Raw genomic sequence first — 12,004 nt, forward strand, 5'->3', positions numbered from 1 at the left:
GGGCGGTCCGTGTACCCCGGCCGGCGGCCCGGTCGGCGGGATGCGGCACGTGCCGATCGGCCCGCGGCGGCATCGGGCCGGCGGCGCGACCCGCCGATGCCGGACGCCGCGCGAACCCGCCCGGCACGACCGGATCGAGGGTGGGGCCGCTGCTGGCCGTCGGCCCGATGCTGGTGTCGACGCCCGGGGTGGTGGGGGTGGTGGTGCTGGGGAACACGACGACGCCACCGCGGGTGGGCAGGGCGAGGGGCGGGCGGCCGGTCGGCTCCGGGTCGCCCGTCGCGGCGAACGCCACCAGGGCGACGAGTGCCGCTGCGGCGGCGGCGACCACGGGCGGGGTGAGGCGGGCGTACCCGGGTGCCTGGGTGGCGCTGACCAGCGTCGCCGCCGCGGGCTGTGACCGCCGGTTGGCGGCCACCGCCCGGTCGAGCCCGGCGAGCACGGCGTCGCGCTGCCCGGTGGCATCGGCGTACGCCATGGTCAGTCGCAGCCGGAACCGGGCTGCGGCGCCCCGGGGCACGCGGAGGCCGGCCACCAGCGCACCGGTGGGCCCGTGCAGCAGGGTCACCGGCGCCCCCGGGTGGTGGGCGAGACCGGTCAGCTCGGCGTACGTCCACTGGTGTGTCCTCTTGCGACCGACCAGGACGACCCGGCGGTCGGTGACCACGGCCGTGCCGGCGTCGGTCACCCGGCTGCCCTCGGGCATCGCGGACGCGGGTTCCGGCGGTGCGACGGGGAGCGCGGACAGTTCGGGTCGGGGCAGGTTCGCGTGTCGCGGCACCGTGACTAGCCCGGTCGACGGCTCGACGGCGACGACGATCTCGTCGTCGGCCAGGTCCACGGCCACGCCCGACCGGATCGCCGGGCGGTCCTCGGCGGCGACCCGCAGGCGTCGCAGGCGTACGCCCCGCAGGCACCAGGCCTCGACGGCGTCCTCGTGGGCACGTCGGCGTCGGGCGTTCTCCCGCCTGGCCCAGCGGGCCCGCCAACCCGAACCGGTTCTGTCCGCGTGGGTCACTCCGGCCGCCTTTCACGAGGATTCTTCGGTGGCATCCGGTACAACCCCCGAGCCGGCCTCAGGACACGCCGCAGCGCTGACTTTGACGGAGCGTAAGTAAAGAATAGTTGACACCGTGTCCGCTGAGCCTTACATTGACCATGTCAAGAATTCTTTACACAGGGGAGTGGCCGTGGCCTTCGAGGAAAAGCGCGCCTGGATCATGGCGCTGGTGGCGGTCGCCGGCTATGCCGCGTACGTGCTGGTGGTCCTCGGCCGCGCGGACGGCGACCCGCTCGCGGACGTCTCCTACGCGGGCCCGTTGCTGGCCGCGATCGCCGGGGCGATCCTGGTGTCGATCGTGCTGCACATCGCGGTCTCGATCGTCTCGCCCGAGGGGGCCAACGAGAAGGACCAGCGGGACCGGGAGATCCACCGGATCGGCGAGCACATCGGCCAGTCCTTCGTGATCGTCGGCGGGGTGGCCGCCCTGGGCATGGCCCTCGCCGACTGGGACCAGTTCTGGATCGCCAACGTCATCTACCTGTGCTTCGTGCTGTCGGCGGTGGTCGGCTCGGTGGCGAAGATCGTCGCCTACCGGCGGGGGTTCCAGTCGTGGTGAGGCCGACCCGGATCACCAACACCATCCGGGCGCTGCGCTTCGCCCACGACGAGATGACCCAGGCCGAGCTGGCCCGCCGGGTCGGGGTGACCCGGCAGACCGTCATCGCCATCGAGCAGGGCCGCTACTCCCCCTCGCTGGAAATGGCCTTCCAGATCGCCGCCGTCTTCGGCGTGCCACTGACCGACGTGTTCCAGTACCCGCAGGAGGAATCGTGAAGGCCATCGTCCAGGACCGGTACGGCCCGGCCGACGTGCTCCGCCTCGCCGACGTCGACCCGCCGATCGCCGGCCCCGGCCAGGTGCTCGTGCGGGTCCGCGCCGCCGGCGTCGACCCCGGCGTCTGGCACCTGATGGCCGGCCTGCCCTATCCGGTACGCCTCGGCTACGGGCTGCGCCGCCCCCGCAACCGGGTCCCCGGCCTGGACCTGGCCGGCCTCGTCACCGCCGTCGGCCCCGGCGTCACCGGGTTCACCCCCGGCGACGCGGTCTACGGCACCGGCGCCGGCAGCTTCGCCGCGTACGCCCTCGCCCCCGCCGACCGGCTCGCCCCGAAACCCGGCAACCTCACCTACGCCGAGGCCGCGGCCGTCCCCGTCTCCGGGCAGACCGCGCTCGTCGCCGTCCGCGACGCCGCCCGGGTCCGCCCCGACCAGCGGGTCCTGGTCATCGGCGCCGGTGGCGGCGTCGGCTCGTACGCCGTCCAACTCGCCCGCGCGGCCGGCGCGCACGTCACCGGCGTCTGCGGGCCCGGCAAGCTCGACCTGGTCCGCTCCCTCGGCGCGGCGGAAGTGGTCGACTACACCCGCGCCGACCTGCCCGACCAGCGGTACGACGTGGTCATCGACACCGCCGGCAACCGGCCCCTGTCCCGGCTGCGCCGGGTGCTCACGCCGAAGGGGACGCTCGTCCTGGTCGGCGGGGAGGCCAGCGACGGGAAGTGGTTGCAGGGCTTCGACCGGCAGTTGCGGGCGCTGGCCCTGTCCCCGCTCGTCGGGCAGCGGCTGGTGCCGCTGGTGGCGAAGGAGAGCACGCAGAATCTGGTGGCGCTGACCGAGCTGATCGAGGCCGGCCAGGTCACCCCGGTCGTCGACCGGACCTGGCCGCTGGCCGAGGCGCCCGACGCCATCCGCCACGTCAAGGGCGGTCACGCCACCGGCAAGGTCGTCGTCACCGTCTGACGGTGCGCCGCCCCGGCGGGCGCGGCGGGCGGCGCCGACCAGCGCCACCGGCCCGGTCAGACATAGCCCGGGCGTCGGGTGCCGCCGTGGCCGGCGCACGGCCCACCTTGTACGCCGGTCATGCTGACCAGGCCGTCCTCGCACTGCACCAGGTAGCCCTTGCCGTCCCAGAACGTGTCCACGCAGTCGAACCAGTCGCAGACGTCCGCCGCCGGGTCGTAGATGTACGAGCCGCCGCAGTAGTTGTAGCCGTACGGGTTCTCCGGTGCGCCGCACAGGTCCCCCGAGGTCGGGCTCGGCGAGCCGGTGGACGGGCTCGGACGGCCGCCACCGGTGCTGGTGGCCGTCGGCCGTGCCGACGGTCTGGTCGGGGTGGCACCAGCGGTCGGACCCGGTCCGGGCCAGGTGGCCGGCCCGGACGTGGGCCCCGGCGCCGTACCAGGGCCGGACCCGCCGGGCGCGGTGGTGGCGTCCGGCGGCGGAGCGCCGGTGGAGGCGGTGGGAGCGGTGGAGCTGAGCGGCGCGCCGATGGCGGTGGACGGTTCGGGTTCAGCCGGGGCGGTCGAGGCCGCGCCCGGGCCGCCGCCGATCTCCATCCCGACCACCGGCCGGTCCGACGCGGACCAGCGGACCGCCCCGACGACCCCCGCCAGGGCCACCAGCACCGCGACGGCGGCGACCAGGGCCGGACGGGCGAGGCGGGCGGCGGCCGGGGCCTCGGCGGGCGTGGCCGGCGTCGGTGTCGCCGGTTGGGTACGCCAGTGCGCCACCACCGCCTCGTCGAGCCGGTCCAGGAGCTCGTCCATCTCCCCGACGGCGTCGGCGTACGCGACGGTGAGGCGCAGCCGGAAGTCCGACGCGGCGGTCGGCGGCACCCGTACTCCCCGGATCCTGCCCGTGCCGTCCTCGTGCAGCAGGGTGAACGGCTCCTCCGGATGGTGCGCCAACCCGGTGAGCTGCGGGTACGGCCACTCCCGGACCCCGCGGCGTCCGATCAGGATCAGCCGCCGGTCGGTCACCACCGCCATGCCGGCATCAGCCACGGCGATGCCCTTCGTCAGCCCGGGTGACCGGACCGGGTCCGCCACGGGTACGACGGTCAGGTCCGACGCGGGCAGGCCGGTGGTGTGCCGGGCGGTCACCTCGAGGAGTTCCGCCGCGGGCTGCACGGTGGCCACGACCTCGTCGGCCTCCAGGTCCACCGGCAGCCCCACCGGCGTCTCCGCCGACTGGTCGGGTTCCTCGGCCCGGGCGCAGAACTGCCGCAGCTCGTTGTCGCGCCGCCGCCACGCCTCGACGGCGGCCTCGTACGCCGTGCGCCGCCGCTCGTTCTCTCGGATGACCCACCGGGCCCGCCAGCCCGAAGCCGTCCCGTCAGTCACCGCCACGGGGTCGCCTCTCATCGCGAAGGGGTTCCGCGTCCACCCGGGTACAACCGCGTACGTCCGCGCAGGACACGCCGTAGCCATCGATTGGTTCGGTTGGTTCTGTGGGGGCCGATCGGTGGAGGCGGCGTCGAACCAGGCGCTGCGGCCTATCCCTGACAGCCTGTGCGGCGATACGGTGCACGGACCGCCTCGGGCCGCGTCTCGCCGACAGGTCGCGACACCGCCCTGCGCGTCTTCATTCCGCACCACCGGATCGATCTCACGTCCGGCACCGTCGCCGGGAGAGAGGACCGAAGAGGATGCACCCGAAACACCCCATCAACCGCTGGCGAGCGGCGCGAGTGACCCTCGCGGCCGCCGTCGCACTGGTCAGCCTCGGCATTGTCAGCGCGCCCGTCCAGGCCGAGGGACAGTCCAAAGTCACCGTGATGACCCGGAACCTGTATCTGGGTGGCGACCTGACGCCGTCCATCGGCGCGCCGACCACGCAGGCGTTCCTGGCCGCGAACTCCGCGCTGTTCAGCCACGTCGGCCTGGTCGACTTTCCCGCCCGGGCGAAACTGCTCGCCCAGGAGATCACCGAGAACAAGCCGGATCTGGTCGGGTTGCAGGAGGTCGCGCTCTGGCGCACCGGCACGTTCGCCGACCCCGCACCCGCCGTCGACGTCCGGTACGACTACCTGGCACTGCTCATGGGCGAGCTGAGCCGTTCCGGTCACCCGTACGACGTCGCCGTCGTACAGAGCGAGGCCGATCTGGAGGCGCCCGCGGGCGCACCGCACTACCTGGACGTACGGCTCACGATGCGCGACGTGATCCTGGTGCGCCACGGCGGCCGGGTGAAGGTGACCGACTCCTCGTCCGGCAACTTCGTCAACAACCTCACCTTCACGCTGGCGGCGACGAAGGGGACCGTCACCAGCACCCGCGGTTGGACCGCGGTGGACGTGGTGCACGGGCAACGCCCGTTCCGGTTCGTGAACACCCACCTGGAGGCCTTCCACCCCGGTGTCCGGGTGCTGCAGGCCCGCGAGCTGCTGGCCGGCCCGCTGGCCGCGGCGCCGGGTGACGTCGTCCTCGCCGGTGACCTCAACACGGGCCCCGACCTGCCCGTCGCCGAGAACCGCCTCGCCTACGCGGCGCTGGTGGCCGGCGGGATGCGGGACACCTGGGCGATCCTGCATCCGGATGAGCCCGGCTACACCGCGGGTCTGGGCGACGACCTGAACCAACCCGCCGACGACGTCGAGCACCGCATCGACATGGTTCTGTTCCGGGGGGCGGTCGTGCCCGTCTCGAGCCTCATCTTCGGGGCCGAGCGGCAGACCCCCGACGGCCGGTGGGCATCGGACCACCTCGGCTACCTGGCCGTGCTGGCCCTGCAGTAACCCGATCGCTGCTCCGGGCTGGCGCCGACGCGCCAGCCCGGATGCTCGACCATCGGGAACAAGGTGGAAGCCTTCCGCGACCTCCCGAAGCGATCCACACCGCACGGTGAGTTCTGGATGCGCTGAATTCACCAAACCGGGGCACTTGCTTCTCTTCGGAGCCAAGCCGACCCGACGGGTCCCACGAAAAAGATTCCTGTCGATACGATTCGGATGATCATTTCCGGTCGAGCAGACAGGAGTATCGATGAGACAACGCAAGCAGTTCCGACGAAGGCTGGCCGCCGTCACCGCCGCCGTCGTCGCTCTGCACGGGGTGGTCTTCGCCACCGAGGCGTCCGCGGGGGAAACGCCTCTCTGGCAGGTCGAGGTCGCCAAGATCCCGACCGCCGAGTACACCCGCGACGCCAAGGTCTACGTCAGCGAGGCCACCGAGGCGCTGCGCCCGTACGTGGGCGACGGCCTCGGCGACAGCCGGATCGACCCGGTGCTGGCCGACGTCGACGCCCGCTACTTCGACGGGGCACGGGTCAGGGACGCCGCCGCCGGTGAGGTGGTCTTCGACAACCTGGCGCATCTGGAGTCGTTCCTCAAGAGCCGGCTCACCGGCGCCAGCCCGCCCAACGGGGAGGCCGAGCAGGCGCATGTCGCCGCGCTGGTCGAGACCCTCACTGGGGTCCGACTGCTGGCCGACGCGGCGATCCAGGACGCCGAGGCGACCATCGGCCCGTTCCGGGCCAGCCCGCCACCCGCCCCCGCCCCGGCGGGGCTGACCGAGGCGTTCGCGGACCTGGCGGACGCGAAGGCGGATCTCGCCAAGGCCGACGAGATGCTGCTCAAGGCCAATCCGGAACCGGCGACGATCCAGGCCACCGACGCCTGGCGCAACGGCTTCCACGTGCTGACCCGGCTGGGCATCACCTACGGCGGCGACCACGACAACGACGGCGTGATCGACGTGGTGGAGCTCCGCTTCGGCTCCAGCCCACTGCTGGTCGACTCCGACGGCGACCAACTGACCGACAAGTTCGAGATCACCGCACTGGCCGGCTGGACCCGTCCGAACGCGTACGACACCGACCAGGACGCGGTGGCCGACGGCGCCGAGGATGTCGACGGTGACGGCCTGGTCAACCTCGACGAGCAGCGGCTCGGCACCTCGCCCACCGACCCGGACACCGACGGCGACGGGCTGAACGACGGCGACGAGGTGGCGCGCGGCACCAACCCGCTGGTCCCGGACCAGCCGCGGGCGCCGCCGCTGCCCGGTGACGTCCCGCCGATCGTCACCGTCCCCACGGACACCGACACCGACGGCGACGGCCTGCTGAACCTGGTGGAGGAGGACAACGGCACCTCCGCCGACAACCCGGACAGCGACGGCGACGGCCTCTCCGACGGCGACGAATTCGACCGCAACATCAGCGGCCTGAAGCAGGACACCGACGGTGACGGCCTGCGCGACGACTACGAGGTCGCGCACGCCGAGGACCAGGGCCTGGACCCGGGCCGCCCGGACGAGCAGATCAGCAAGTGGACGTACGTGTCGGACTTCCTGCTCGGCATGTTCGCCGGCGACTTCGCCGAGAAGGACTCGATGGCGTGGCTCGCCGGCAACCTCTGCTCCGGCGGGTTGAGCTTCATCCCGGTCGTCGGCTGGGTGCTCGGCGGCCTCGCCGACATCCGGGACACCATCGCCGCGGTGATCCACGCCGACTGGGTGGGCGCCGGGTTGAGCATCCTCGGCCTGATCCCGTACGGCGGCGACGCGGTGGCGATCCCGGCCAAGGCAGCGAAGTTCGCGCTGAAGTACGTGCACCGGATCAACGAGGTGCTGCGCTTCGTCGCCAAGTACGACAAGGTCCCGGACGTCGTCAAGGACCTCACCTTCCAGCTGATCGTGCCGGAGGTGTGGGCCGGGCTGGTCGAGCCGGACGGCACCGCGCTCGCGGCGGCCGCCGGCTCGAAGCTGAGCAAGAAGCAGTTCTACAAGCTGCTGGCCAGCGAGCGCACCGACGTGGCGAAGCTGTACCGGGCGACCTGGCGGCCCAACCACGTCGAGGGCCCGAAGGTCCGCTGGGTCTACAACTTCCCGGACGCCGAGAACCTGCTGGTCACCGACATCCTGGCCGGCAGGAGGGGCCAGCCGCAGTTCTACCTGCGCAAGCCCGGCCCCGACGCCGACGGGCCCTTCGACGGCGGCCGCCGGGCCGACTTCGCCGAGGAGGACGCCAACGGCGACTACATCCTGCACGAGGTGAAGGCCGGCCTGCCGAGCGAGGAGGATGACGCGCACGTCATCCAGTGCCGCAAGGACGGCTGGTACAAGGATCCGGCCAACCAGGCCAAGATCCAGGCGGACAACGCCGACCGGGGCTTCGGCAACCGGAAGATCGTCGGCATCCACTACCACTTCGTGCCGCACGGCGGTGGCCCCCGCTCGGCGCCGTTCAACAGCCTCGGCATCTCCGACAAGCTGCTGGACTGCCTGGTGGCGAAGGGCATCACGTTCACCATCCACATGCCGCTGGACTGACGCGGCAGCGACACCCGCCGGTCCGGAGCCGGCCGCCACGGCCGGCTCCGGGCCCGCGCTCCCCGCCCACGACCCACCGATGAGGAACACTGACGCCATGAGCGCAGACTCGCCACTTCCCGCGTACGCGGTGCCCGGTGTGCGGCCTTCCTCACAGGACGGCCCACGGATTTCCTACCGCGGCGACCAGCTCCTCGACACGCCCGCGGTGGCCGCGGTGCTCGACCGCGCGCCCCGGGCGCTGCTGCCCATCGCCGACCCCGAGCTCGGCGAGCCGGCGCTCGCCCGCGAGGTGCTCTGCAAGGTCCTCTACCTGGGCACCCGCGACGGCCGACGATGGGTGCTCAGCCTCGGCGACGAGGTGAAGCTGCTGGTCGACACCGGCCTCGACCTGGTCGACGAGGACCTGATCGAGGAGGCGCTGGCCGCGCAGCCCGACGTGGCGGAGGCGTACCACGCCGACCGGGAGGTCTTCGAGGTCAGCCTGACCCGGGTGCTGCGGGCCGACGAGGTCTTCGCCCGCTGGCTGGACACCATCGTCACCGCGCACCGGGCGCTGGCCAGCCGCCAGGGCATCGAACTGCCCTACTGACCCGCTCCGCAGCGCGGGCAGGGCGGCTGCGGAGGGCTTCGGCTGTCACAGGCGACGCCTAGCCTGTCTCCGTCGATCCTTTGCAGATGGAGGCCGCTCCCATGCTCGACCACCTGGGCATCCAGACCCGTGACGTGTCCGCCAGCGCCGCGTTCTACGACACCGTCCTCGCCCCGTTGGGCGCACGCCGGCTGATGCAGTTCGGCGACGTCATGGGTTATGGCGTCGACCGGCCGGACTTCTGGCTCAGTCCCATGACGGCCGAGGGCGCGGCGCACGAGGCGCACATCGCCTTCACCGCTCCGGATCGCGCCGCCGTGCGGGCGTTCCACGATGCTGCGATCACCGCCGGTGCGGAGGTGCTGCACGCTCCCCGGCTGTGGCCCGAGTACCACGCCACCTACTTCGGCGCGTTCGTCCGCGACCCGGACGGGAACAACGTCGAGGCGGTCTGTCACGCCCCCGAGTGACGAGGGCGGTCAGCGCAGGGCCGCCGCCTTCACGAGGCACTCCGGCACGTCGGCCTCGTGGTAGGGCCGCTCGCTCGGCTCGATCCCGGCGAGGAAGTCGGCGTACACCGCGGCGGTGCGCAGCCAGAAGACCGGCCGCAGCAGCGCCACGGCCCGCTCCGGGTCGCAGCCGGGCGCGCTGGCCCGCCACCGCGCGCACCAGGCGGCGACCAGGGCGGTCGAATCCTCGGCAGGAAGCTCGAGGGTGAGCTCCAGGATGTCGAAGGCGGGGTGCCCGACGAACGAGTCGCCCCAGTCGATGATGGTGCGCTGCCGCCGGTCGCCGCGCGCGTTGCCGGGGTGCAGGTCCCCGTGCACGAGGGTGTCCGGCAGCCCGCAGCGGCGTACCTCGTCGAGGCGTTCTTCCAGGCCGACCAGTTGCCCGGCCGCGTGGTGGTCGGCGAGCGCCGCGCGGATCCACCGGCCGAGGGCGGCGCCACGCCGGTCCGGTACCCCGTCGGCGACGAGCTGGGCGACCAGCGGCAGCGCGCGGAGCTGAAGGTCGTGGTGGTCGGCGCCGATCGCGTCGCGTTCGGCGGCATCGGCGCCGTACCGGTCCTCCCCGGCACGTGGTCGAGCAGCATCCGCCCGTCGCCGTCGTCGGCGAGCAGTGTCGGGGTGCGCGGGTCGTCGGCGAGCCGGCGCAGCACCGCCGCCTCGTGCCGGAAGAACGCCGGCACCTGTTTGAGCCACGCGGTGCCGTGCGGCCCGTCGAGCCGCCAGATCGCCGAGAGGTTCCAGGTGCGCTGCTGGGTCATGGTGGTGGCCGGCCGCCCGAGCCGGTCGAGCTGGGCCGCGGCCCAGGCCAGGCTCGCCGCCGGCCCGCCCGGCGCCGCGTAGGGCGCCCGCCGCGGCTGCGGCGCCAGGTCCGCCGTCACCGGATTCAGGGGTACGCGGACAGCCTCGGCCACCTCCGCCAGGTAGGTCACCACTCCCCCGGGCGGCCGCTCATCCTCCGCGGCGAGCAGCCGCAGCACCGTCACCTCGACGCCGTGCTCTCGCCGGGCGGCGGCCACCACCGACTCGACCTCCTGCCACCAGGGCGCGGGCACGTCGAACGGCGGCAACGCCCCGAGCAGCCGACCCGACGGATCGACGAGGACCAGGTGCACGGTGCGCTTCACGCCGGGAAGGTAGCGCCGGGGCGCGTACCCCGGCGAGCGCTTTACCGCACCGGGTCGTACGTGCCCCGGGGCACCTCGGGCCGGCAGCGGCGCACCCGGTCCGCCGCCAGCCGGCCGCCCACCGCCAGCCCGTACCGCTCGACGGCGGTCAGCCCGTACGTGCTGCACGAGGGGGTGTAGCGGCACCGGCCGGGCCAGCGGTGCGACAGCCACCGACGGTAGCCGAGGATCGCCGCCCGGCCGGCCCGGTCCGCGACAGGTGCCGGGCTCACCCGGGCGGCCGCCGCGCCGAAGGTGAGCAGCAGGGAGAAGAGCCCGAGGTCGCAGCCCGCGCAGCCGTCGCACCAGGCGCACTGCCCGCGTTTGTCCATCGGCTTCTGCTGTTCGGTGTCCGTCACGGCGTACATGATGCGACAGCGCCGCAAAGGTGTCGCGCGCCCCTGCGGAAATGCGCAGGGGCGCTTGCGCGCGGCTACCCGACCGGATCGTGGGTGCCGCGCGGCACCCCGGGCCGGCAGCGGCGCAGCCGGTCCGCCGCCATCCGGCCGCCGACCGCCAGGCCGTACCGCTCGACAGCGGTCAGCCCGTAGGCGCTGCACGTGGGGGTGTAGCGGCACTGGCCAGGCCAGCGGTGCGACAGCCAACGGCGGTAGCCCAGGATCGCCGCCCGACCGGCCCGGTCCACGACGGGTGCCCGGCTGACCCGGGCGGTGGTGGCGCCGAGGGTGAGCAGGAGCGAGAAGAGCCCGAAGTCGCAGCAGTCCGGGCCGTCGCAGTCGCAGAAGTCGCAGTCGATGTCGCAGACGTCGCAGTCGCGCTTCTTCTTCTTCTGGTGGGTCCGCCGGCCCCAGAGCCTGTTGATCACGGGTACATGGTGGAGCACTCCCGCAAACCGCGTGGAGGACGACGGCGACGCGCGGCTATCGTCTGCCGATGCCCACACCGACACCACCGCCCGGCCCGGTCACCGCCGCCGACGTCCTGACCGCCACCCATGCGGCGGCCGACCTGCTCACCACCGCCCTGGACCGGGACTGGCGAGTACCCGCCGGCGCCCTCGACTGGGACTGCTGGGAGACCCTGGAGCACGTCGCCGACGACCTCTTCGCGTACGCGGGTCAGCTCGGTCCGCGCCGGCCACCCCTGGACGGGCACGTGCCGTTCGGCTGCGAACCGCGCCGGCCGGGCGGGCCGGCCCTGAGCATCTGGGCCGACCCGAAGTCTGGCAACGCCGGGTTGGTGCAGGTGCTGGAGGCGTCCGGCGCCTTCCTGGCCGGCACCGTGACGATCACCCCGCCCGAGACCCGGGCGCACCACGTCTTCGGCGTCGCCGACCCGGAGGGGTTCGCCGCGATGGGCGTGGTGGAAACCCTCGTGCACCTGCACGACGTCGCCGCCGGCCTCGGCCTCGACTGGCGGCCCGACCCGGAGCTGTGCGCACGGGTGCGGCACCGGCTCTTCCCCGACGCGCCCACCGACACCGAGCCGTGGCCGACGCTGCTCTGGGCCACCGGCCGGGGCGAACTGCCGGGCCGGGAGCGGTTGGGCCGCTGGCGGTGGCAGGGAGCGCCCGCCACCGAGCGCGAACCGCACCCCGAGGCGTAGGACGACGGCGACCCCGGGCGCGCTCGGGGCGACGTCCGGGGACGGCTACGGGAAGACCCGGAT

General features: G+C 73.4%; 13 protein-coding genes. 8 read left to right on the forward strand and 5 right to left on the reverse strand.

The window, feature by feature from the left end:
* The coding region (locus V6U81_RS18710; protein ID WP_334491000.1) for a hypothetical protein at window positions 1-1,018 on the reverse strand (1,018 nt) is incomplete at its 3' end.
* 172 nt (window positions 1,019-1,190) lie between these two features.
* On the opposite strand from V6U81_RS18710, the gene V6U81_RS18715 reads away from it, so the two are divergent.
* The 3 genes from V6U81_RS18715 to V6U81_RS18725 are packed head-to-tail and all read left to right on the forward strand — an operon-like array spanning window position 1,191 to window position 2,799.
* Window positions 1,191-1,619 (forward strand): hypothetical protein, encoded by a 429-nt coding sequence (locus V6U81_RS18715; RefSeq protein WP_334491002.1) that lies wholly within the window; start codon window positions 1,191-1,193, stop codon window positions 1,617-1,619.
* The gene (locus tag V6U81_RS18720; RefSeq protein ID WP_477463474.1) at window positions 1,613-1,837 is read left to right on the forward strand and encodes a helix-turn-helix transcriptional regulator; all 225 of its coding nucleotides are present in this window, start codon (window positions 1,613-1,615) and stop codon (window positions 1,835-1,837) included. The genes V6U81_RS18715 and V6U81_RS18720 overlap by 7 nt, the downstream gene beginning before the upstream one ends.
* Complete coding sequence (locus V6U81_RS18725; RefSeq protein ID WP_334491003.1) at window positions 1,834-2,799, forward strand: NAD(P)-dependent alcohol dehydrogenase; 966 nt, start codon at window positions 1,834-1,836, stop codon at window positions 2,797-2,799. Before V6U81_RS18720 ends, V6U81_RS18725 begins: the two co-directional genes overlap by 4 nt.
* A gap of 56 nt (window positions 2,800-2,855) precedes the next feature.
* On the opposite strand, the gene V6U81_RS18730 is transcribed toward V6U81_RS18725, so the two are convergent.
* Window positions 2,856-4,181: a hypothetical protein gene (locus V6U81_RS18730; RefSeq protein ID WP_334491004.1), complete on the reverse strand. Its 1,326-nt coding sequence runs from the start codon at window positions 4,179-4,181 to the stop codon at window positions 2,856-2,858.
* Between the two features lie 434 nt (window positions 4,182-4,615).
* Between V6U81_RS18730 and V6U81_RS18735 the strand changes: the two genes are divergently transcribed.
* The 4 genes from V6U81_RS18735 (at window position 4,616) to V6U81_RS18750 (ending at window position 9,173) form a co-directional block, all read left to right on the forward strand.
* Window positions 4,616-5,575, forward strand: coding sequence for an endonuclease/exonuclease/phosphatase family protein (locus V6U81_RS18735; protein ID WP_334491005.1), 960 nt, complete (start codon window positions 4,616-4,618; stop codon window positions 5,573-5,575).
* Between the two features lie 247 nt (window positions 5,576-5,822).
* Window positions 5,823-8,111, forward strand: a complete 2,289-nt coding sequence (locus V6U81_RS18740) for a hypothetical protein (protein ID WP_334491007.1) — start codon at window positions 5,823-5,825, stop codon at window positions 8,109-8,111.
* A 97-nt stretch (window positions 8,112-8,208) separates the two neighbouring features.
* Window positions 8,209-8,703 (forward strand): hypothetical protein, encoded by a 495-nt coding sequence (locus tag V6U81_RS18745; RefSeq protein ID WP_334491009.1) that lies wholly within the window; start codon window positions 8,209-8,211, stop codon window positions 8,701-8,703.
* A 101-nt stretch (window positions 8,704-8,804) separates the two neighbouring features.
* On the forward strand, window positions 8,805-9,173 hold the full coding sequence (locus V6U81_RS18750; RefSeq protein ID WP_334491122.1) for a VOC family protein: 369 nt from the start codon (window positions 8,805-8,807) through the stop codon (window positions 9,171-9,173).
* A gap of 9 nt (window positions 9,174-9,182) precedes the next feature.
* Here the strand turns inward: V6U81_RS18750 and V6U81_RS18755 are convergent, their stop codons facing one another.
* From V6U81_RS18755 to yidD (V6U81_RS18765), 3 genes are all read right to left on the reverse strand, one after another.
* The gene (locus tag V6U81_RS18755; RefSeq protein WP_334491011.1) at window positions 9,183-9,905 is read right to left on the reverse strand and encodes a phosphotransferase family protein; all 723 of its coding nucleotides are present in this window, start codon (window positions 9,903-9,905) and stop codon (window positions 9,183-9,185) included.
* A 472-nt stretch (window positions 9,906-10,377) separates the two neighbouring features.
* On the reverse strand, window positions 10,378-10,734 hold the full coding sequence (yidD, locus tag V6U81_RS18760; protein WP_334491013.1) for a membrane protein insertion efficiency factor YidD: 357 nt from the start codon (window positions 10,732-10,734) through the stop codon (window positions 10,378-10,380).
* A 74-nt stretch (window positions 10,735-10,808) separates the two neighbouring features.
* A complete protein-coding gene (gene yidD / locus V6U81_RS18765; protein WP_334491015.1) occupies window positions 10,809-11,201 on the reverse strand; it encodes a membrane protein insertion efficiency factor YidD in 393 nt (130 codons plus the stop codon).
* Between the two features lie 68 nt (window positions 11,202-11,269).
* Here yidD (V6U81_RS18765) and V6U81_RS18770 point away from each other — a divergent pair, with 68 nt between their 5' ends.
* Complete coding sequence (locus V6U81_RS18770; protein WP_334491016.1) at window positions 11,270-11,941, forward strand: hypothetical protein; 672 nt, start codon at window positions 11,270-11,272, stop codon at window positions 11,939-11,941.
* Window positions 11,942-12,004: the final 63 nt, after the last annotated feature.

Source organism: Micromonospora lacuserhaii, from assembly GCF_036902735.1.
Classification (GTDB): Bacteria; Actinomycetota; Actinomycetes; order Mycobacteriales; family Micromonosporaceae; genus Micromonospora.